The organism is Xanthomonas sp. NCPPB 3218, from assembly GCF_056725185.1.
On the sequence record NZ_CM161516.1, the window covers coordinates 1,658,479 to 1,679,310 of the forward strand.

Annotated in this window: 15 protein-coding genes; 9 read left to right on the forward strand and 6 right to left on the reverse strand. The window is 66.5% G+C overall.

Annotated elements, in window-relative coordinates:
• Positions 1–218 precede the first annotated feature (218 nt).
• From map to asnB, 7 genes are all read left to right on the forward strand, one after another.
• On the forward strand, positions 219–995 hold the full coding sequence (gene map, locus AC1PLS_RS07210) for a type I methionyl aminopeptidase (protein WP_039520326.1): 777 nt from the start codon (positions 219–221) through the stop codon (positions 993–995).
• Positions 992–3,601, forward strand: coding sequence for a [protein-PII] uridylyltransferase (locus tag AC1PLS_RS07215; protein ID WP_184434027.1), 2,610 nt, complete (start codon positions 992–994; stop codon positions 3,599–3,601). The genes map and AC1PLS_RS07215 overlap by 4 nt, the downstream gene beginning before the upstream one ends.
• Positions 3,602–3,623: 22 nt before the next feature.
• On the forward strand, positions 3,624–4,790 hold the full coding sequence (gene dapD, locus AC1PLS_RS07220) for a 2,3,4,5-tetrahydropyridine-2,6-dicarboxylate N-succinyltransferase (protein ID WP_104608001.1): 1,167 nt from the start codon (positions 3,624–3,626) through the stop codon (positions 4,788–4,790).
• Complete coding sequence (locus AC1PLS_RS07225) at positions 4,787–5,260, forward strand: hypothetical protein (protein ID WP_104608002.1); 474 nt, start codon at positions 4,787–4,789, stop codon at positions 5,258–5,260. Before dapD ends, AC1PLS_RS07225 begins: the two co-directional genes overlap by 4 nt.
• Complete coding sequence (locus tag AC1PLS_RS07230; protein WP_104608003.1) at positions 5,257–5,613, forward strand: arsenate reductase; 357 nt, start codon at positions 5,257–5,259, stop codon at positions 5,611–5,613. The genes AC1PLS_RS07225 and AC1PLS_RS07230 overlap by 4 nt, the downstream gene beginning before the upstream one ends.
• A 110-nt stretch (positions 5,614–5,723) precedes the next feature.
• Positions 5,724–6,857 carry a succinyl-diaminopimelate desuccinylase gene (dapE, locus tag AC1PLS_RS07235; RefSeq protein ID WP_184434030.1) on the forward strand — a complete coding sequence of 378 codons (1,134 nt, stop codon included), beginning with the start codon at positions 5,724–5,726 and terminating at the stop codon, positions 6,855–6,857.
• Positions 6,858–7,152: 295 nt separating this feature from the next.
• Positions 7,153–8,847, forward strand: a complete 1,695-nt coding sequence (gene asnB / locus AC1PLS_RS07240) for an asparagine synthase B (RefSeq protein WP_184434033.1) — start codon at positions 7,153–7,155, stop codon at positions 8,845–8,847.
• 68 nt (positions 8,848–8,915) lie between these two features.
• Here asnB and hpaM read toward each other — a convergent pair whose 3' ends face one another.
• The 3 genes from hpaM to AC1PLS_RS07255 all read right to left on the reverse strand — a co-directional run bounded on the left by hpaM (position 8,916) and on the right by AC1PLS_RS07255 (position 14,967).
• Positions 8,916–9,965, reverse strand: a complete 1,050-nt coding sequence (hpaM, locus tag AC1PLS_RS07245) for a type III secretion-associated outer membrane-bound protein HpaM (protein WP_065031783.1) — start codon at positions 9,963–9,965, stop codon at positions 8,916–8,918.
• A gap of 241 nt (positions 9,966–10,206) precedes the next feature.
• Positions 10,207–12,351 carry a TonB-dependent siderophore receptor gene (locus AC1PLS_RS07250; protein WP_184434036.1) on the reverse strand — a complete coding sequence of 715 codons (2,145 nt, stop codon included), beginning with the start codon at positions 12,349–12,351 and terminating at the stop codon, positions 10,207–10,209.
• Between the two features lie 222 nt (positions 12,352–12,573).
• Entirely contained in the window at positions 12,574–14,967 is a 2,394-nt protein-coding gene (locus AC1PLS_RS07255) for a penicillin acylase family protein (RefSeq protein WP_184434039.1), read from the reverse strand.
• 146 nt (positions 14,968–15,113) lie between these two features.
• On the opposite strand from AC1PLS_RS07255, the gene bfr reads away from it, so the two are divergent.
• The gene (gene bfr / locus AC1PLS_RS07260) at positions 15,114–15,599 is read left to right on the forward strand and encodes a bacterioferritin (RefSeq protein WP_039511630.1); all 486 of its coding nucleotides are present in this window, start codon (positions 15,114–15,116) and stop codon (positions 15,597–15,599) included.
• Between the two features lie 275 nt (positions 15,600–15,874).
• Here bfr and AC1PLS_RS07265 read toward each other — a convergent pair whose 3' ends face one another.
• The 3 genes from AC1PLS_RS07265 to AC1PLS_RS07275 all read right to left on the reverse strand — a co-directional run bounded on the left by AC1PLS_RS07265 (position 15,875) and on the right by AC1PLS_RS07275 (position 20,257).
• The gene (locus tag AC1PLS_RS07265; protein WP_184434042.1) at positions 15,875–16,531 is read right to left on the reverse strand and encodes a thiopurine S-methyltransferase; all 657 of its coding nucleotides are present in this window, start codon (positions 16,529–16,531) and stop codon (positions 15,875–15,877) included.
• A gap of 570 nt (positions 16,532–17,101) precedes the next feature.
• Positions 17,102–19,345: a DNA topoisomerase IV subunit A gene (parC, locus tag AC1PLS_RS07270; RefSeq protein ID WP_184434045.1), complete on the reverse strand. Its 2,244-nt coding sequence runs from the start codon at positions 19,343–19,345 to the stop codon at positions 17,102–17,104.
• A 60-nt stretch (positions 19,346–19,405) separates the two neighbouring features.
• Positions 19,406–20,257: an AraC family transcriptional regulator gene (locus AC1PLS_RS07275; protein ID WP_047124219.1), complete on the reverse strand. Its 852-nt coding sequence runs from the start codon at positions 20,255–20,257 to the stop codon at positions 19,406–19,408.
• 123 nt (positions 20,258–20,380) lie between these two features.
• On the opposite strand from AC1PLS_RS07275, the gene AC1PLS_RS07280 reads away from it, so the two are divergent.
• On the forward strand, positions 20,381–20,821 hold the full coding sequence (locus AC1PLS_RS07280) for a MarR family winged helix-turn-helix transcriptional regulator (protein ID WP_016904051.1): 441 nt from the start codon (positions 20,381–20,383) through the stop codon (positions 20,819–20,821).
• Positions 20,822–20,832: the final 11 nt, after the last annotated feature.

Genomic DNA, 20,832 nt, shown 5'->3' on the forward strand with positions numbered 1-20,832 from the left:
ATCTCGCTGTTTATCCTCAGAGTTTTCCCGAAATTGCGATGTCTCTCGGATGACCCCGTTCATTGAGTTTTTGACGCGCGCGGTAGTGCGTCACACATGAATGCGCGGTGCCGCCAGATTCCTGCTGCCCGGTCCGTCTGGGCGCTTGATCGGCTGCGGCATGAAAAACAACGGCGCGGGTCGTTCAGATTCAGCCCGAATCGGCGATAATCGCTGCCATGAGCGTCAATCTGAAAACCAAAGAAGAAATCGAACTGATGCGCGTCGCCGGCCGTCTGGCCGCCGAAGTGCTCGATGTCGTGGCGCCGTACGTGCAGGCGGGCGTGACCACGGCCGAGCTGGACCGCATCTGCCATGACCACATCGTCAACGTGCAGGGCACCATTCCTGCCAACGTCGGCTACCGCGGCTTTCCCAAGAGCGTGTGCACCTCGGTCAACAACGTGATCTGTCACGGCATCCCGAGCGCGGCCAAGGTCCTGAAGGACGGCGACATCGTCAATATCGACGTCACCGTCATCAAGGACGGCTGGCATGGCGACACCAGCCGCATGTATTACGTCGGCACGCCGTCGGTGATGGCCAAGCGGCTGGTGGAAACCACCTACGAGGCGATGTGGCGCGGCATCCGTGCGGTCAAGCCGGGTGCAACGCTGGGCGATGTCGGCCACGCGATCCAGAAATTTGCCGAAGCCGAGCGCTTCAGCGTGGTGCGCGATTACTGCGGCCATGGCATCGGCAAGGTCTACCACGACGAGCCGCAGGTAATGCATTACGGCCGCCCCGGCGAAGGCCTGGTGCTCAAGCCCGGCATGACCTTCACCATCGAACCGATGATCAACGAAGGCACCTACCACCATAAGACCCTGCCGGACGGCTGGACCGTGGTGACCAAGGACCGCAAGTTGTCCGCGCAGTGGGAACACATGGTCGCGGTGACCGAAGACGGCGTGGATGTGCTGACGCTGTCGCCGAACGCTCCCGCTCCGGTATGACGGCCACGCCGGCGGACCGACCCGACCCGGGTGTCGCCGGCGATGCCGAGTGGGCCGCGCAAGCGCGCCCGCTGCTGGTGCATGCCGACATGCGCCTGTGCAAGCGCTTCGACCAGGGCGAGCCGATCGAGCGCCTGGTGGCCTTGCGCGCCCGCGCGGTCGATCAATTGATGCGCAATGCGTGGACGCGCTGCATTCCGGCCGATGCCGGGCTGTCGTTGCATGCCGTGGGTGGCTATGGGCGCGGCGAACTGTTCCCGCGCTCGGATGTGGATGTGCTGGTACTGGGCGAGACCGGCATGCAGCAACAGCACGAGCAGGCCCTGGCGCGGCTGTTCGCCTTGCTGTGGGATGTGGGCCTGCCGATCAGCCACGCGGTGCGCTCGCCGGCGCAGTGCACCGCCGCGGCGGCCGATCAGACGGTGCTGACCGCCTTGATCGAGTCGCGCCCGCTGGTGGCCGGCAGCCAGGCGCGCGCCGCGCTGGCGGCAGCGATCTCGCCGCAACAGGTGTGGCCGGCGCGCGAATTCTTTCAGGCCAAGCGCGAAGAGCTGCTGGCGCGGCATCAGCGCTTCGGCGATACCGCCGACAATCTGGAGCCGGACATCAAGGACGGCCCCGGCGGCCTGCGCGATCTGCAGACGCTGGGCTGGATGGCGCTGCGCGCGTTCGGGGTCAAGGATCTGGAGGCCCTGGTCGGGCTCGGCCATGTCGGTTTCGACGAGGCCGTAGCGCTGCGGCGCGAGCGCGAGGAGCTGGCGCGCTTGCGCTTCGGCCTGCACCTGGTGGCCAACCGGCCGGAAGAGCGGTTGGGGTTCGATTACCAGAAGACGCTTGCCGAGCGGCTGGGCTTTGCCGACGACCCGGAAAGCCTGGGCGTGGAAAAGATGATGCAGCGCTTCTACCGCAGCGCTGCATTGATCCGCCGCATCAGCGACCGCTTGCTGCAGCGTTTCGAAGAACAGTTCGACGGCGAGGCGGTGCCGGAGCCGCTCGGGGAGGGCTTCAGTCTGCGCCGCGGCTATCTGGCTGCGGATGCAGAGGACTGGCCGGCCGGCGACGTGCTGCAGGTCTTTGCGCTGTTCGCGCAATGGGCGGCGCATCGCGAGGTACGCGGGCTGCATTCGCTGACGGCGCGCGCGCTGGCCGAGGTGCTGCGCGAGTTGCCGGCCTACGACGTCGCCGATGCGACCGCGCGCGACCGCTTCATGGCGCTGCTGCGCGGCCCGCGGGCGGTGGAGTCGCTCAACCGCATGGCGCGTTTGGGCGTGCTGGGCCAGTGGATTCCGGCGTTCGCCAGCGTGTCCGGGCGCATGCAGTTCGATCTGTTCCATGTCTACACGGTGGACCAGCACACCTTGATGGTGCTGCGGAACATCTCGCTGTTTGCCGCCGGTCGCGCCGACGAGCGTTTTTCGATCACCCATGAAGTCTGGCCGCGCCTGCGCAAGCCGGAATTGCTGCTGCTGGCCGGCCTGTTTCACGACATCGCCAAGGGCCGCGGCGGCGATCATTCCGAGCTGGGCGCGGTGGATGCGCGCGCGTTCTGCCAGGCGCATCGGCTCAGCGAAGGCGATACCGCGCTGGTGGCCTGGCTGGTCGAGCAGCATCTGCGCATGTCGGTCACCGCGCAGAAGCAGGACATCTCCGACCCGGAGGTGATCCACCGTTTCGCCACCCTGGTCGGCACGCGCGAGCGCCTGGATTACCTGTATCTGCTGACCTGCGCCGATATCGCCGGCACCAGTCCCAAGCTGTGGAACGCGTGGAAGGACCGGCTGCTGGCCGACCTGTATTTCGCCGCGCGGCGCGCGCTGCGCGAGGGCCTGGAGCATCCGCCGCCGCGCGAAGAGCGCCTGCGCGAAGCGCGCGAGTCCGCCCGCGCGCTGATGCAGGCGCAAGGCCACGACGATGCCACCATCGACCGCCAGTTCGCCGGCATGCCGGATGAAAACTTCCTGCGCTTCCGTCCCGAGCAACTGGCCTGGCAGGCGGTGTCGCTGATCGAGGTGCAGATCGGCCAGACCCTGGTCAAGGCGCGGCGCGCGGTGCCGGATAACGATGCGCTGGAAGTGTTCGTGTATTCGCCCGATCGCGACGGTTTGTTCTCCGCGATCGTCGCCACGCTGGATCGCAAGGGGTATGGCATCCATCGCGCCCGCGTGCTGGATGCGCCGCACGATGCGATCTTCGACGTGTTCGAGGTGCTGCCGCAGGACAGTTCCGCCGATGGCGACCCGCAGCGCCTGGCAGCGGCCTTGCGCCAGGTGCTGGCCGGCGACCTGCACAAGGTGCGGCCCTCGCGGCGTGCGGTGCCGCGCCAGCTGCGCCACTTCCGCTTTGCGCCGCGCGTGGAGTTCAGCGAAAGCGCCGGTGGCCGCCGCACCCGCATCAGTCTGGTCGCGCCCGATCGCCCCGGCCTGCTGGCCGATGTGGCCAATGTGCTGCGCCTGCAACACCTGCGTGTGCACGATGCGCGCATCGCCACCTTCGGCGAGCGCGCCGAAGACCAGTTCCAGATCACCGACGAGCACGACCGCCCGTTGCCCGAATCCGCCCGGCAGGCGCTGCGCGATGCGCTGTGCGCCTGCCTCGATCCCACCTGAGTAGTCCGTTCGGAGACCCCCCATGGCCACCAGCAAGAAGACCGCGCGCAAGCAGGGCGCGACCCCCACCGGCGCAGCGCCCAAGCGCGCGCCGAGCAAGAGCGGCAAGGCGCCCCAGGCGCCGGCCGTCGACAAGCGCAAGGCCACCACGGCGGCTGCTAAGCCCGTGGCCGCCAGCAAAAGCGTTACCAAGCAGGTGACCAGGAAAAGCGCCACCAAGCCGGCGACCAGTGCGGCCCCGCGCGTGGCCAAGCAGCCGGCCAGCGTGGTGTCCGCACCGGCCGCCAAGAAGGCTGCAGCCGCGAAGAAACTGCCGATCGCCGAAAAGACCGTGCGCGGCGCTGCAACGCCGGTGGGTACTGACGAACTCAAGTTCGGCATCGAAAGCGCCTTCGAGCGCCGCGCCAGCCTGACCGTCGACGAGATCGACGGCTCCACCCGTGCCATCGTCGCCCGCGTCATCGACGGCCTGGAAAGCGGCGAGTTCCGCGTCGCCGAGCCGGACGGTCAGGGCGGCTGGAGCGTCAACGAGTGGTTGAAGAAGGCCGTACTGCTGTATTTCCGGGTCAACGAGATGGCCGTGATCGACGCGCAGCCGGCACCGTTCTGGGACAAGGTGGAGTCGCGTTTTGCCGGCTTCGGCGAAGCCGAGTTCCGCAAGGCCGGCGTGCGCGTGGTGCCGGGTGCGGTGGCGCGGCGCGGCAGCTATTTCGGCAAGGACGTAGTGCTGATGCCGAGCTTCACCAATATCGGCGCGTATGTGGGCGAAGGCACCATGGTCGATACCTGGGCCACGGTGGGGTCGTGTGCGCAGATCGGCGCGCACTGCCATCTGTCCGGCGGCGCCGGCATCGGCGGCGTGCTCGAACCGCTGCAGGCCAGCCCGACCATCATCGAGGATCATTGCTTCATCGGTGCGCGGTCGGAAGTGGTCGAAGGCGTGGTCATCGGGCACCACAGCGTGATCGGCATGGGCGTGTTCATCAGCCAGAGCACGCGCATCTACAACCGCGCCACCGGCGAGATTTCCTATGGCTACGTGCCGCCTTACAGCGTGGTGGTGTCCGGCCAGCTGCCGTCGAAAGATGGCTCGCACTCGCTGTATTGCGCGGTGATCGTCAAGCAGGTGGATGCCAAGACGCGCAGCAAGACCAGCGTCAACGAGCTGCTGCGCGGCCTGGCCGATTGAGCACTGCGCAGCCTGCGCGCGGCACCATGCTGTCGCGTCCGCTCAGTGGCTGGGTCCGTTGGGGCATCCCGGCCCTGTGGTTGGGATGGGTAGCGCTCTACGTGGCCGGCTCGCTGGCGCGCGATGGCGTGCCGCAGCAGCTGGAGGTCCTGCGGTGGCTGGCGCCTGTGCTGGTGGTGCTGATGACCCTGCGTCTGGCATGGGCATCCTCCCGTTGGGCGCAGGTCCGCGATGCGGGCGATGCGCTGGAGATCGTGCAGCAGGGACGATCGCAGCGTGTGGACCTGGCCGAGTTGCGCTCGGTCGATGCGGCATCGCTGATCCCGCCGCGGCGGATGGCGCTGAAATTCCACGGCACACGCGCCGATGTAGTGTTCCTGCCCGCACACGGGCAGGAACACGATCAACTGGTAACCACCCTGTTGGCGCGTGCAAACGCGCGCCGCGGAGTCGAAAAGGCGACGACATGACCACGCTCTACGGATTGAAGAACTGCGACACTTGCAAGAAGGCGACCAAGTGGCTGGACCGCTTCGGCGTGGCCTACAGCTTCGTCGATTATCGCGAGCACACGCCCACGCCGGAGACGTTGCTGGATTGGGCCGGCAAGGCCGGCGGATTCGAGGCCTTGATCAACAAGTCCTCGACCACCTGGCGCCAGTTGCCCGACAACAAGAAGACGCCGGGTTCGGACGCCGAATGGAAGCTGCTGCTGCGCGAATACCCGCAATTGATCCGCCGCCCGGTGGTGGTGAGCGACGATGGCGCGCTCAGCCAGGGCTTCTCCGACAACGGGTTCAAGGCACGCTTCAACATCGCCTGATGGCGCCACCGCGCCATCGGTTGGCACAGGCCTGTGCGGGGCGGGCGCGTGGACGGCAGGCGAGCTGCTGATGCCCGCGGCCCAGCTGCATCTTTACCGGAAGGACGAACATGACCAGCGACGTACTGCAACTGACCTGCGAGCTGATCGCACGTGCCTCGGTCACACCGGACGACGCCGGCTGCCAGGTGCTGCTTGCACAGCGCCTGGAGGCTGCCGGATTCGCTTGCGAGCATCTGCGCCTGGGCCAGGTCGACAATCTGTGGGCCACGCATGGCAGCGGTGCGCCGGTGCTGGTGCTGCTTGGCCACACCGATGTGGTGCCGCCGGGGCCGCGCGAGGCCTGGACCAGCGATCCGTTTGATCCGCAGATCCGCGATGGTGTGCTGTACGGACGCGGCACGGCCGACATGAAGGGCAGCGTGGCCGCCTTCGCGATCGCTGCCGAACAGTTCGTCGCCGCCCATCCGCAGCATGCCGGCACGCTGGCGGTGTTGCTGACCTCCGATGAAGAAGGCGATGCCATCGACGGCGTGCGGCGCGTGGCCGAGCTTTTCCGTGCGCGCGGGCAGGCGATCGACTGGTGCATCACTGGCGAGCCGTCGTCCACCGAACGGCTGGGCGACCTGCTGCGCGTGGGCCGCCGCGGCAGTCTGTCCGGCACGCTGACGGTGAAAGGCGTGCAGGGGCACGTGGCGTATCCGCATAAAGCGCGCAATCCGATCCATCTGGCCGCGCCGGCCTTGGCCGAGCTGGTGGCGCGGCAGTGGGACGAGGGCTTCGAAAGTTTTCCGCCGACCAGCCTGCAGGTGTCGAACATCCATGCCGGCACCGGCGCCAATAACGTGATTCCGGGCGAGCTGCAGGTGGCCTTCAATCTGCGCTACACCCCGCTGTGGGATGCGCCGCGGCTGGAAGCGGAAATCACCGCATTGCTGGATCGCCACGGGCTGGACTATGCGCTGCGCTGGCATCGCAGCGGCGAGCCGTTCTACACCCCGGAAGGCCGCCTGCGCAGCGTCGCACGCGAGGTGCTGGGCCAGTTCGCCGGCGCACCGCCGGAAGAAAGCACCGGCGGCGGCACCTCCGATGCCCGCTTCATCGCGCCGCTGGGCGCGCAATGCATCGAGGTCGGCCCGGTCAACGCCAGCATCCATCAGGTCGACGAGCATGTGCGCGTGGCCGATCTGGAAGCGCTGCCGGCGTTGTATCGCACGCTGATCGAGCGGCTGCTGGTCGATTGACGGAGCAGTTGCCGCCGTCGTTGCCGCTGAAACAGTTGCGCCATCGAAAACGAACGGTTAGCGTCGGTCACATGGTCTTCCAGCTCGCCAACCTCAATAACGCCAACCGCAACACTCTGCGCGCGAACAATCGTGCGCGGCCGATGCGGGTCTGCGACTAGGCGAAGTAAAACCAAACGCCCAGGAATCAGAGAACCCGCATCGGCCGATGCGGGTTTTTTTATGGGTGTCATTCTCGTGCAGCACGCTCTTCCACCGGCCGCCAACCCCCGCAGTTTCATCCAGGAGTGTTTCCATGTGTTCCATCTTCGGTATTTTCGGCCTGCAACCCGGTGACGATCTGCAGGTATTGCGCCGGCAGGCGCTGGAATGTTCGCAGCGGCAGCGTCACCGCGGCCCGGACTGGAGCGGCGTCTATGTCGACGCCGGTGCGATCCTGGTGCACGAGCGGCTGGCCATCGTCGATCCGGCTGGCGGCTCGCAGCCCTTGTTGTCAGAAGATGGCGCGCTTGCGCTCGCGGTGAATGGCGAGATTTACAACCATCGCGAGCTCAAGCAGGAGCTGGTGCAGGCATACGCCTTCCAGACCGGCTCCGATTGCGAGGTGATCAATGCGCTGTACCGCGAGGATGCGCCGGCCTCCTACCTCAACCGCCTCAATGGCATCTTTGCGTTCGCGCTATGGGACAAGGCGGCCGGGCGGGTGCTCATCGCGCGCGACCCGATCGGCGTGGTGCCGCTGTACTGGGGCCATGACCGCGAAGGCCGGCTGCGGGTGGCCTCGGAACTGAAGTCGCTGGTGGACGATTGCGCCGATGCGGCGCAGTTTCCGCCCGGCCACTGGTACGACAGCGCCACCGGTGCGCTGAGTCGCTATTACGAGCGCTCCTGGCGCGAATACGCCGAGGTGGAAGGCGTGCAGGTGCAGTTGCAGGAGTTGCGCGAGGCCTTCGAGCGCGCAGTGCACCGTCAGTTGATGACCGATGTGCCGTACGGCGTGCTGCTGTCCGGCGGGCTGGATTCGTCGCTGGTCGCGGCGGTGGCGGCACGCTATGCACGCCATCGCATCGAGGAGAACGACACCACCGAAGCCTGGTGGCCACGCCTGCATTCGTTCGCGATCGGCTTGAAAGGCTCGCCGGACTTGGCCGCCGCCGAAGTCGCCGCCGCCGCACTGGGAACCGTGCATCACGGCTTCGAGTACAGCTTCGAGGAGGGCTTGGATGCGCTGCCGGAGGTCATCCGCCACATCGAGACCTATGACGTCACCACCATTCGCGCGTCCACGCCGATGTTCCTGCTGGCGCGACGCATCAAGGCGATGGGCGTGAAGATGGTGCTGTCGGGCGAAGGCAGCGACGAAATCTTCGGCGGCTACCTGTATTTCCACAAGGCACCCAACGCACGCGAATTCCACGAGGAACTGGTACGCAAACTGGATGCACTCAACAGCTACGATTGCCTGCGCGCCAACAAGTCGATGATGGCCTGGGGCGTGGAGCCACGCGTGCCGTTCCTGGATCGCGAGTTCCTGGACGTGGCCATGCGCATGGACGCCAGTTTCAAGATGATCGACAAGACCAGCAGCGGCGCCACGCGGATGGAAAAGGGCGTGTTGCGCGAAGCGTTTGCCGGCTATCTGCCCGAATCGATCCTGTGGCGGCAGAAAGAGCAGTTCAGCGATGGTGTGGGCTATGGCTGGATCGATGGACTCAAGGCGCACGCCGCCGCGCATGTCAGCGACCGCGAACTGGCTGCCGCCTCCAAGCGCTTTCCGGTCAATCCGCCGCAGACCAAGGAAGCCTATTTCTATCGCACGCTGTTCGAGCAGTTCTTTCCCAGCCAGGCGGCTGCGGAGACGGTGCCGGGCGGCAAGTCGATCGCGTGTTCGTCGCCGACCGCGATCGCCTGGGATGCCAGCTTCGCCGCGATGGCCGACCCATCCGGCCGTGCGATTGCCGGCGTGCACGAACAGGCCTTGGCGTCGTAACGCTGCTGCATCGAAGTTGAAACTCCAGCGGCCGGCATGCGCTCACGCGCTGCCGGCCGCTGCTGCGATCACTCGTGGCGCACGCAGTATCCGTAGCGTTGTGGCTCGATATCCACGCCTGCCACGTCGGCCTGGTTGTTGCGCCACAGATTCGGCTTGAAGTCGGCCGCCGTGCAGTTGGCAGCGCGGTCCACACCGATGGTGTAGGTGAACGGCGTATTGGAGAAGCTGTTGTTCTCGAACACGTTGTCCTGGCTCATGCTGTTGTCCCAGCACAGTATTTCCGGTGTGCGATAGCGGATGGCGCAGGCCAGGAACACGCCGGCGACCTTGTTGCCGTCGAACTGATTGTTGCTGAAGCGGTTGCGGCGCGCGTCGGACAGATAGATGCCCTGGCTGCCGTTGCGCTCGAAGCGGTTGTTGCGGATCTCGCTGTCTTCCAGATGCTCGGTGGTCAGGCCTGCAGCCACGTTGTCGTGGATGTAGTTGTTGACCATGGTGACCTTGGCGGTGCGGTTGAACGACACGCCGTCCCAGATCGCGCCGGACACATCGTTGTTTTCGATGGTGATCTCGCGGGTGTCGTACTCGCTCAGCAGGCAGGCGCTGCGGCACTTGTTGACCTGCAGGCCGGCCAGCCGGATGCCCTGGCCGGAACGCACCACCACCGCGCTATTGCTCAGGTACGGACGCTCGGGCATGAATTCCTTGTCGCCGGTGCTGGCGACGATCTGCATGTCTTCGATGCTGACATTGCGGATCACGCCGGTCGGCTGCTGGTTTTCGTAGTCGCCGACCACCAGCGCCGGTTGCTGCACGCCATCGGCCATGCGCAGTACCGTGGTCGGGCCCTTGCCGCGCAAGACGAGATTGCCGCGGTGGATCGAGACCAGCCCATTGAGCGGAAATTCGCCTTTTTCCAGGCACAGCACCGCAGGCGCATCGCCTTGCGGGAGCTTGTCGATGGCTTTCTGCAGATCCTGCCCGGGGCGCAGCTTGGCGGTACAGGCGGCGACCGGCGCATCCGGCGGGCCGGATTTGGCGGGCGGCGCTGCCGAGCAGGCAGTGGCAACGAGCAGGGGCAACAGGGCGGAAACGGAGCGGGCAAGCTGAGGCATGCGGATTCCGGTCAGTGGGGGGAGGAGGGCGATCGTGCGCAAATACGCTGCAGATCGCGACGGCCTCTAGTGTGTCCCACCGGACGTTAAAGTCTGGCTGATTCCGGCCTGCCTGATTCGGCGCAGGTTCATTGCACTGCCTTGGTCAGGGCCGCAACTGTGCGTGCAGTGGCCGCTTTGGCCGACCAGCGTCACAGTTGCAGCATTGCTCAAGGCTCGGGCAGGCGCCCGTTCGCCCCGCTTAAAAACTGTAGGCCAGCTGCGCGTAGATACGGCGCGGTTCGCCAGGAAAGTGCCCGGTGCGTTCGGTGAACCCGCTGGCGGCGTAGACCTTGTCGAACAGGTTCTTGACGTTGACCTGCAGTTTCCAGGCATCCCACTGCGTCTGCCAGCTGATGTCGAAGATGGCGTACGGCTTGACGCGCTGGCCTTCCAGGCTGACCCGCTCGCCCACGTAGTCGGCACCGAAGGCAATTGCCGAATTCCAGGCCGGCAGGTCGTAGCGCGTCCACAGACCGAAGGTGTTGCGCGGTGCATTGGCGAAGCGGTCGCCGGACGCATTGGTGATGCCGTTGGTGCCGGCATCGAGCACGCGTGCATCGTTGTAGGCGTACGTCAGGTTGAGCACCCAGCGTTCGGTGAGGTCGGCCAGCAGATCCACCTCCAGGCCTTCGCTGCGTACCAGGCCGAGCGCGGAGAGCTGATTGACGCCATCGACGATACTGCCGTTGGCCTGCACGATATTGCTGCGTTCGATGCGATACAGCGCGGTGTTGAGCGTCAGCCCGCCATCGTTGAGCGCGGTCTTCAGGCCCACTTCCCACTGCGTGCTGCGTTCGGGATCGAACGGCCCGCCGACGCTGCTGTCCTGATTGGCCGCATCCTGCGGCAGGAAGCCGCTGGCATAACTCGCGTACGCGTTGATGCCATCGCGCAGCACGAAGGTGCTGCCCACACGCCAGCTGAGATCGTTGCCGGTGACGCGCGAGCCGTCCAGACGGTTGTCGTCCTTGAAGCCATCCCAACGCAGTCCGGCCATCGCAAACCAGCGCGGCGTCAGCGTGAGTTCGTCCTGCAGATACGCCCCATAGCGCTGGCTGCGGGTACTGGTGGCGCGCCAGGGCAGGCTGCCCAGGCCGTAGTCGTAGAAGCCGCTGCGGCCATACACCGGGTTGAACAGGTCGATGCCCGGCACCGGCCCACGCACGCGGCCGGTGTCTGCGGTGTTGGCGGTCTGCGCGCGGAAATCCGCATCCAGCCGATAGTAGTCCGCGCCCATCAGCAGCTTGTGCTCGATCGCGCCGATGCGGGTGCGGAACACCGCGTTGACGTTGCTGGAGATCGCATCGTTGTCGCGGAACTGGTTGCGCAGCTGCCGCGTCATCCATTCGGCGGTGCCGTCGCCATCGCGGTCGATCAGGCCCATCGGCTCGTGATAGATCTGATGCTCGTCGTTCTTGAACCAGCGCATCGCCATGTCCACATCCCACGCATCCGATGGCGCAAAACGATATTGCGCGAACGCCACCTTGGCGCGCATGTCGAGGAAATCGGTGGGCTCGTTGTGGTTCCAGCGACGGTCGGTGAGGAAGTTGCCGTCGTCGTCCACCGGCACGCCGCGCAGGCGATTGCCGCCCAGGTTCTGGGTGATGTCGGTGTACTGCAGCGTGAGCTCGCCGGTCTGGCCGATGTCGAACGCCACCGACGCATCGCCGATCTGGCTCTGGCTATCGGTGTTGCGGCGAAAGCCATCCTCGCCATCGGCATAGGCGCCGATGCGGTAGCGAATGCGCCCGTCTTCGCGTGCCGGCCCGGTGGCCTCGAACGAGGCCGCCCCAAAGGATTGATTGCCCACCTGCAGCTCGACCCGACGCGCGGCCTGATGGCCGGGCTTGCGGGTGACGTAATTGATGACGCCACCGGGTTCGCCGCCGCCGTACAACGCACCGGCCGGGCCCTTGAGCACTTCCACGCGTTCGATATTGAACAGCTGCGGCACCGAGAAGCCGGCATACGGATCGCCACGCAATCCGTCGTACAGCACGTTCTCCTGGCGGAATCCGCGCAGGGTGACGCCGGCATAGCTGAAGAAACTGATGCCGCTGATGCTGCGATACAGATCGGTGATCTGGCGCGCGGCCTGGTCGTCGATCAGTTCGCGCGGCAGCACCTGCACCGACTGCGGCACCAGCGACAACGGCGTATCGGTGCGTGTGGCCACCGCGGCGTCGTCGGATTTGTACAGCGTCTGCGCACGGCCGACGACGTCGACGCCATCGAGGTCGGTGACGGTTGCCGGGGTGCTGGTGTGTTGTTGGGCGAAGGCGCGGGGCGAGGGTGACGCCAAGACAGCGGCGAGCGCGGTGACAAGGAGCGTGGGGCGCATTGGTTACTAATGGGAATGGTTATCAAATGCATCTTAGCATGTTGTGCTCGCTTGATTGGGCAGATCGGTGGGTGGGCGTGGCTGCGGATACTTGGGTATATAGATGTGCGAGGTGCGAGGTGCGGGGTGCGATCGGCAGAACGCAGACACCGATTTTGCGTTCGTCCAGCCCCCAACGACTGTCGAAACCTGTGTCGACAGACGAGACAGCAATGACCACGCCTATTTCGGCTGCAATTGCAGCGTGTAGCGGGTTGCGGTCGGCAGGAATGGGGTTGGCCGGCCGTGTACCCAATCGTCGTGCCCTGCGCCCCAGAACGGCGACAACGGGTGTCCGCTCTGGCCGCCCGGCATGTGCACGATGCCGTCCTGTTCGTGGCCGGGCGACACCACCATGCGTTCGGAGGCACCGAAGGCCGGGCCTTGCACGCGCGGCATGTCGCGATCGCCTGGCAGTTGGTCGGGCGGCATGCACAGCCAGCGCTTGGCGAGCGCAGGCAATGCCCGGGCGATCGGGTGGCAGATGGCGGCGGTGTTGCGTTCGCCCCAGGTGCGTTCGCTCAAGGCGCCGTCCTGCGCAGCGAGATCGGTCTGCGCATTGCGTGCAGCCGCGGCAAGCAGCTGATCCCAGTTCGCGTAGGCGGGCGGCAGCAGATGCGCCGGGCGCTGCTGCAGCAACGGCCAGACGATGCCTTCCAGCTGCGCGCGACGCGGCGGCAGGAAGTCCTTGCCAAGGGCGGCTTTTGCCGGCGCCAGCAGGCCGGCTTCCACTGCGTCGATGGTCATGCCGCGAAAGCCGCGCACGATGCGGTAGCTGGTCGAGCGGGTGGATGCGTGCCCGTCCCACTGCCGGGTGGCGGCTTCGATCTGCTGCAAGGCCGGGTCCTTGCTGTGCTCGACCACGCTGCGCAACAACTGCCACCACCGCGTGAGCAGCACGGCGCGATCGTCGAGCTGGATGGCGAGCAGGTCCAGCTCGTTGAAACGCTGCCTGGCGAACAAGTCGTCGCGGATCTGCTGCGCACGCGCACCCAGGTCGTAGCCGGCATTGCCGAGCGTGGCCAACTGCTGCGCATCGACGACGCGGCTGTTGGCGGTCCAGAGCCGGTGCGACGGAGGATCGATCAGGGCGGGGGCAGCGTCGCTGCGCACCGGCCAGGGCAGGCAGCCGCCCTGCGCCGATGCCGCAACCGAAGGCGATGCCGCGTCCGCACCCTGCGCCGAGCTTGCCAGTTCGGCGATGCCGCTCGGGCCACAGCCGGCGTTGCGCACCGGGCGCGCACCGATCAACCGCCAGGCGATGCGCCCGCTGCGATCGGCCAGCAACAGGTTCTGTGCCGGAATGCCCGAGCGATCGGCCACTGCAAAGGCGGCCTGCACGTCGGCCGCCGTACTCATCTGCGCAAAGTCCAGCCGGATCGCGCCGGGCAGCTGCGCGGCCCAGCGTAGCGCGAGCAGGCTGCCATCGGCGTTGTCGTGCAGGACCGGGCCCCAGGCGCTCTCGCGCACCGCAAAACGCACCGGCGCGGCGCCGGCCACGCGAATGGTCTCGACATGGGTGGTGAGTACTTGCGGATGACCCGGCGTGGCCGGCGCAATCCGCGCAAAGTCGGCGGTGTCGATGTAGCTGTTGGTAAAGGCCCAGGCCACATGCCCGTTGCTGCCGACCACCACCGCCGGCAAGCCGGGCAGGGTGAAACCGGTGACGTCCACCTTGCCGTCGGGCGCACTGGTGTCCGGGTAACGCAGGCGTGCGCGGAACCAGATGTTGGGCGCGCGCAGGCCCAGGTGCATGTCGTCGGCGACGATGGCGCGGCCGTCGCTGGTGAGGCTGCCGTCCACGGCGAAGTTGTTGCTGCCCGGCGTCGGCGACTCGGCGCCTGCGGTGGCGGCTGCATGCGGCAGGCGGCGCAGATCCAGCGTGGCGGCGTCGGGCAGCACGGCGTCGCCTTGCGCGGGGCCGAACAGCGGCGCATCCCAGCTGGAGCCTTGATGGTCGAGCAATGCCGCCAGCGCCGCCGGCACCACCGCACGGATGCGGGCGGCTGCCAGTTCGGTCTGGTTGTCGTTGTCCTGCAGGTCGGCATACATCGCCATGCCGGTGAGGATGGAGTCGTCCAGCGTCCACGCGCGCGGTGTCTGCCGCAGCAACAGGTACGGCCAAGGGCGCACGCGCAGTGCAGCCAGCCCGGCATTGACGCCCTCGGTATAGGCCTGCAGCGCGGCGCGCTGGCTGCCGGCGGCGACATCCAGGCTGGCATGCACGCGGGCGCGCAGCCGGTGCACGCGATTGCGTTTGTCCAGGTCCAGCGCTGCGGCGCCGAACAGCTCGGACAACTCGCCGGCCGGTGCGCGGCGCATCAGGTCCATCTCGAAGTAGCGCTCCTGCGCGTGCACATAGCCGAGTGCGCGCATGGCATCGACCTGGCTGGCCGCATCGATGGTGACCACACCACGCCGGTCGCGTTGCACGCTGACCGGTGCCGCCAGGCCCTGCAATGCGCTGTTGCCATCCAGCTGCGGCAGGCTGCCACGCATCAGCAGATACACGGCCAGCACGGCCGCCACGATCAACACCACGATTGCCAGCAGCAGCCGGCCCAGCCATTTGCGCATTGTCGAGTCCTTGAGTTCGGTCACAGTGTGGCGGCCGCTCATGACCATGGCGGGTCTGGCCGCAAGCGCAACTGAAAGTGATTCCGATTAGATCATTGCGCCGCGGCTTAGGGCACCATGCGCGCATTGCGTCGCTGGAGCACATCATGAAAGGCCATCCCGAAGTCGTCGACTACCTCAAGCAGCTGCTGCGCGGCGAACTGGCGGCACGCGACCAGTATTTCCTGCACTCGCGCCGTTACGAGGACCAGGGCCTGATGGCGCTGTACGAGCGCATCAACCACGAAATGGAAGAGGAGACCGAGCACGCCGATGCGCTGCTGCGGCGCATCCTGTTCCTGGAAGGCGACCCGGACATGCGGCCGGCCGAGTTTGCGCCAGGCAAGACCGTGGTGGAGATGCTCGAGCGCGATCTGGTGGTGGAATACGAAGTGCGCGCCAATCTCGCCGCCGGCATGAAGCTGTGCGAAGAACACGGCGATTACGTCAGCCGCGACATCCTGCTCAAGCAGCTGCAGGACACCGAAGAAGACCACGCCTGGTGGCTGGAGCAGCAGTTGGGCCTGATCAAGCGGATCGGCCTGGAGCTGTACCAGACCTCGAAGATCGACAAGGGCCACGTCGCCGGCTGAGCCCGGTGACTGGGCGCTGCGTAGCCGCTGAGTGTGCGCAGCACAGATTTGGAATCGGCAGGTGCCGCGCGGGGCATCGCCTTGCTGCGTGGTCTGCGTCAGCTGCCGGCGGTCTGCGGCGGTGTTGCTCGGCGCCTTGCGCTGTTGTGCGAACCAGCGCGTGGCGCAACGCCGCGCGGTCCTGAGCGGCTCGCGCGGCGCTAGCTGTGCAACGCCTGCTGTGCCCGACTGGGGCGGCGGCAGCGATCGTCGATGACAAAGTTCGCCCGTGACCGTCAGTTGCGTTGCAGACGATAGACGCCGGTCGACAGGGCAGTAACGCCATCGGCACGGAAGCGCGGCTCCTGATCGAGGATGTCGCGGCGTTCCAGTGGCTGCACCCGCCATTGCGTGTCGAACAGTGCGTGCACCGCGGCAGCGTCCACCGAAAACGGCGGCCCGGCCTTTTCGGCCTGCGGATATTCCAGGGTGATCAACAGCCCGCGGCATCCCGCAGGCAGGCGCGCGTACGTGGTGTGCAGATACTGCTGGCGCAAGCCGGCCGGCAGGGCGATCAATGCGGCGCGGTCGTAGACGGCGCTGCAATCGGCCAGCACGCTTGGCTCCAGTGCAAACGCGTCGCCGCAGATGATTTCGATCGGGCCGGCGATAAAGTGCTCGCCCGCGCGGCTGCTGTGGCGCTGCGGTTGCAGGCCGGCATCAGCGAAGAATTGCGTCACCGCCAGCGGCGATATCTCCACGCCCAGCACGCGATGGCCTTGTGCGGCCAACCAGTGCAGGTCCAGCGTCTTGCCGCATAACGGCACCAGCACGCGGGCAGCCTTCGGCAGCTGCAACGCCGGCCAGTGCTTTTGCAGCAACGGCATCACCTGGTCCTGATGGAAGCCGGTCTGACCGTTCTGCCAACGCTGCAGCCAGAAATCTGTGTCCATGATGTTGTCTTGTTGGTTTGCGTTGACGAGTGCCGTGATGCAGCCAATGGCACTGACACTGCAGATCGAAAGGAGCCGCTCACACCGCACCGCCGCGCGACATGCACTGCGCACAACCACGCACGCCGCGCTCGCAACCACCCATACCGACCATCTCGACCGGTCCTTGTCCGCCCACCGTCGCGTAAGAGCCTACAGGGACGTACTTGCGGCGTGTCCAGCGAGGGTGGGCGGGCAAGGGCCCCGCAGCAAGGCCGCAGTCTCTCGCTCTACAGCCGACGCATCCGCACCGTTCGATTACCTCTCAAGGCGATGCAGAGCTTGAGCCTAGCGTAGCCTCGCCGTTGCAAGCCAACCTGGCCGAGGGCACGATGCCGTAATGCCGGCAGCGTCCAGCTGGCGGTAGTTTTGTGGGTCGCTCAAAACCGCACGGCAAACGCGCCATCGCGCGGTGCGTCAGCGAATCACCGTTACTGCACTTCCAGCCCGTCCACCTTTTGCCGCGCCTCAGTAAATCGAGGCAGCGGCAGCGTCGAACGCGCCGCTGCGCGCCACGTCGGTGAACAGCCGTTACTGCACTTCCAGCCCGTCCACCTTTTGCCACCCTCGCGGCAACAATGCACCGCGACTCGCACGCGCGCCCACATAGCTATCCAGATCCTTGAACGACAGGCTCATGGTGCGTGCGCCGCTGCGCACCAGCAGCGTATTGCCCGGAGCCACCGCCACCACCGCGACCACGCGCTCGGTGCCGAGCTTGGCCTTGGGGATGTCGATGATCTTGTTGCCTTTGCCCTTGTCCAGCTCGGGCACATCGCTGGCGGTCACCGCCAGCAGATTGCCGGCACTGGTGACAGCGACGATGCGGTCGCTCTGCGGATTGGTCACCTGCGCAGGCGTCAGCACATGCGCGCCGGTGGTCAGGTTGAGCATCGCCTTGCCGGCCTTGTTGCGGCCGGTGAGGTTTTCGAAGCGGGTGACGAAGCCATAGCCGTGCGATGACGCCAGCACGAAGCGGGTGGCGTTGTCGGCGCTGGCCATGGCCTGGAACGCCGCGCCCGAGGCCGGCGAGAAACGTCCGGTCAACGGTTCGCCATTGCCGCGTGCCGAGGGCAGGGTATGCACCGCGGTCGAATAGGCGCGGCCTTCCGAATCCAGGAACGCCACCTGATGGGTGCTGCGGCTGCGCACCGCCGCCAGCAGGCTGTCGCCTTCGCGGTAGGACATGCCGGCCGGGTCCACCTCGTGGCCCTTGGCCGCGCGTACCCAGCCCTTCTCCGACAGCACCACGGTCATCGGTTCGCTGGCGACCATCTCGGTTTCGTCGATCGCCTGCGCGGCGCCACGCTGCACCAGCGGCGAGCGGCGTGCGTCGCCAAACTTCTTGGCGTCGGCGGTCAGCTCGTCCTTGATCAACTTCTTCAGCTTGGTCTTGCTTTCCAGGATGGCCAGGATCTGCGCGCGTTCCTTGGCCAGCGCTTCCTGCTCGCCCCGGATCTTCATTTCTTCCAGGCGCGCCAGCTGGCGCAGCTTGGTTTCCAGGATGTATTCGGCCTGTTCCTCGCTGAGCGCGAAGCGCGCGATCAACACCGGCTTGGGTTCGTCCTCGCTGCGGACGATGCGAATCACTTCGTCCAGGTTGAGGAAGGCGATCAGCAAGCCTTCCAACAGGTGCAGGCGGCGCTCGACCTTCTGCAGGCGATGGTTGAGGCGGCGGGTGACTGTGTCGCTGCGGAAGCTCAGCCACTCGCTCAGCAAATGCCTGAGGTTCTTGACCTGCGGGCGGCCATCCAGGCCGATCACGTTGAGATTGACGCGGTAGCTGCGCTCAAGGTCGGTGGTGACGAACAGGTGCCCCATCAGCTGCTCGGCATCGACACGGTTGGAGCGGGGCACCAGCACCACCCGCACCGGGCTGGTGTGGTCGGACTCGTCGCGGATGTCTTCCAGCCATGGCAGCTTCTTGGCGCGCATCTGCTGGGCGATCTGTTCGATCACCTTGGACGGCGAGACCTGGTACGGCAACGCATCGATGACGATGTTGGCGTGTTCTTTCTTGTAGGTGGCGCGTGCGCGCACGCTGCCGTGGCCGGTCTCGTAGATTGCGCGCAGATCGGCCGCCGGGGTGATGATCTCGGCGGTGGTCGGGTAGTCCGGGCCGAGCACGTGTTCGCACAGCTCGGCGACCGTGGCATCGGGGTTGTCGAGCAGGCGCAGCAGCGCGCTGACGATCTCGTTGAGGTTATGCGGCGGCACGTCGGTGGCCATGCCCACCGCGATGCCGGTGGTGCCGTTGAGCAGCAGGTGCGGCAGGCGCGCCGGCAGCCAGGTCGGCTCTTCCAAGGTTCCGTCGAAGTTGGGCGCCCAATCGGTGGTGCCCTGGCCGATTTCGCCCAGCAGTACCTCGGCGATCGGGGTCAGCTTGGATTCGGTGTAGCGCATCGCCGCGAACGACTTGGGGTCGTCGGTGGAGCCGAAGTTGCCCTGGCCCTCGATCAGCGGGTAGCGATACGAGAACGGCTGCGCCATCAGCACCAGTGCTTCGTAGCAGGCGCTGTCGCCGTGCGGATGGTACTTACCGATCACATCACCCACGGTGCGCGCAGATTTCTTCGGCTTGGCAGCGGCATTCAGGCCCAGCTCGCTCATCGCGAAGATGATGCGCCGCTGCACCGGCTTCAGGCCGTCACCCAGGAACGGCAGGGCGCGGTCGAGCACCACGTACATCGAATAGTCGAGATAAGCGCGTTCGGCGTACTCGCGCAGCGGCAGCTGCTCGAAGCCGTGGAAGGTGGGGCGGGTCAGATCGGTCATGTAAAGCCAGGTCCTACGAAAGAGGAGCCCGCGCCGTGGCGCGAGCTCGAAGAGCGCCGATTATCCGGATGCGGCGGGGGATGCCAAGCCGCGCGCATGCGTGCCGGCCAGATAACGCGTGGGTGGAGCGCCGAAATGGCGGTGGAACACACTGACGAAGGCGCTGGGGCTGCTGTATCCGAGCTGGTCGGCGACCTGGGCGACCGGGCTGCCCTGGCTGAGCCGCCGCAGCGCCTCTGCCAGCCGGGCCTGCTGCCGCCACTGCGCGAAACTCAGCCCGGTCTCGCTGCGGAAATGCCGGCTCAGGCTGCGCGCCGACAGCCCGCCCCAGTCGGCCCAGGCGTCCAGCGGGCGCGGGTCGGCCGGGGTATCGAGCAACTGCCGGGCGATGCGCAGCAGCCGCCGGTCGGCCGGCATCGGCAGGTGCAGGTGGTCGATCTGCACCTGATGCAATTCGTCCAGCAGCACCGCGGCCAGGCGTTGCCGGGCGGGGTCGAGCGGCTGGCCCAGCGGCCAGTCGGCCGCGCGCATGATCACCTCGCGGGCGAGCCCGGTCAGGCGGATCACCCCGCCTTGCGCGGGCAACGCGGCGCAGGCGTCCGGCCGGACCACCACGCCCCAGCCGCGCAGCGGTCCAGCCAGTTCCACGGTGTGCTGCTGGCCGGGCGGCATCCAGCCGGCGCAGCCCGGCGGTAGCGACAGGGTTCCCTGCTCGGTGTGCACCGTCAGCACGCCGTGCTCCACATACATCAGCTGCCCGCGGACATGCGCATGCCGAACCGTCTCCGGCGCCCATACGGCGCGCAGATCGGCCAGGAACGCGATCACCTCCGGTCCGTCGGCCCATTCGAAGCTGGCGCGCACACCGGGTGGCAGGGCATCGACCGTGGTTGGCGGGTTTTCGACAGTCATTGGCGCAATTGTATTACCAGGCCAGGGGCACAGGCGCGTAAGGTGGCGATCCTTGCCGGCGGTTTAATCCCGTTAGAAATATTTGCGTTGACAAATATATTTTTCGGAAGAAAATAGCCCGCCATGAATGACCTCTCCACCGCCTCGCCGTCGTTCGGCCTGCTGTTGCGCCAGGTGCGCGATGCGCTGATGCGTCAGCTCGATGCCGAAATGAAGGGCGAGCTGCCGGACTTCGGCTTCAGCCACTACGTCGGCCTGAAGATCCTGGCGGTGCGCTCGCCCTGCACGGCCAACGAACTGGCGCTGGCGCTGGACCAGACCCCGAGCGCGGTCACCCGCCTGCTCGACAAGCTCGAAGCGCTCGGTGCGGTGCGACGCGAGCCACACGCGCAGGACCGGCGCGCGCTGCAGATCGTCATGACCGAACAGGGCGTGGCGCTGTGGGAGCGCCTGAAGCTGCGCGGCGAGCGCGCCATCGAGCATGGCTTGCGCGATCTGGCCCCGCCCGAGCGCGAGCAACTCACCTCTCTTCTCATCCGTGTCCGCGATGCACTCAACTCATGAACGCTGCTAGT

What these genes read in the sequence shown, in the direction of transcription:
- map (WP_039520326.1), top strand. Translation starts at nt 219, where the DNA reads ATGAGCGTCAATCTGAAAACCAAAGAAGAAATCGAACTGATGCGCGTC.
- AC1PLS_RS07215 (WP_184434027.1), top strand. Translation starts at nt 992, where the DNA reads ATGACGGCCACGCCGGCGGACCGACCCGACCCGGGTGTCGCCGGCGAT.
- dapD (WP_104608001.1), top strand. Translation starts at nt 3,624, where the DNA reads ATGGCCACCAGCAAGAAGACCGCGCGCAAGCAGGGCGCGACCCCCACC.
- AC1PLS_RS07230 (WP_104608003.1), top strand. Translation starts at nt 5,257, where the DNA reads ATGACCACGCTCTACGGATTGAAGAACTGCGACACTTGCAAGAAGGCG.
- dapE (WP_184434030.1), top strand. Translation starts at nt 5,724, where the DNA reads ATGACCAGCGACGTACTGCAACTGACCTGCGAGCTGATCGCACGTGCC.
- asnB (WP_184434033.1), top strand. Translation starts at nt 7,153, where the DNA reads ATGTGTTCCATCTTCGGTATTTTCGGCCTGCAACCCGGTGACGATCTG.
- hpaM (WP_065031783.1), bottom strand. Translation starts at nt 9,965, where the DNA reads ATGCCTCAGCTTGCCCGCTCCGTTTCCGCCCTGTTGCCCCTGCTCGTT.
- AC1PLS_RS07250 (WP_184434036.1), bottom strand. Translation starts at nt 12,351, where the DNA reads ATGCGCCCCACGCTCCTTGTCACCGCGCTCGCCGCTGTCTTGGCGTCA.
- AC1PLS_RS07255 (WP_184434039.1), bottom strand. Translation starts at nt 14,967, where the DNA reads ATGCGCAAATGGCTGGGCCGGCTGCTGCTGGCAATCGTGGTGTTGATC.
- bfr (WP_039511630.1), top strand. Translation starts at nt 15,114, where the DNA reads ATGAAAGGCCATCCCGAAGTCGTCGACTACCTCAAGCAGCTGCTGCGC.
- AC1PLS_RS07265 (WP_184434042.1), bottom strand. Translation starts at nt 16,531, where the DNA reads ATGGACACAGATTTCTGGCTGCAGCGTTGGCAGAACGGTCAGACCGGC.
- parC (WP_184434045.1), bottom strand. Translation starts at nt 19,345, where the DNA reads ATGACCGATCTGACCCGCCCCACCTTCCACGGCTTCGAGCAGCTGCCG.
- AC1PLS_RS07275 (WP_047124219.1), bottom strand. Translation starts at nt 20,257, where the DNA reads ATGACTGTCGAAAACCCGCCAACCACGGTCGATGCCCTGCCACCCGGT.
- AC1PLS_RS07280 (WP_016904051.1), top strand. Translation starts at nt 20,381, where the DNA reads ATGAATGACCTCTCCACCGCCTCGCCGTCGTTCGGCCTGCTGTTGCGC.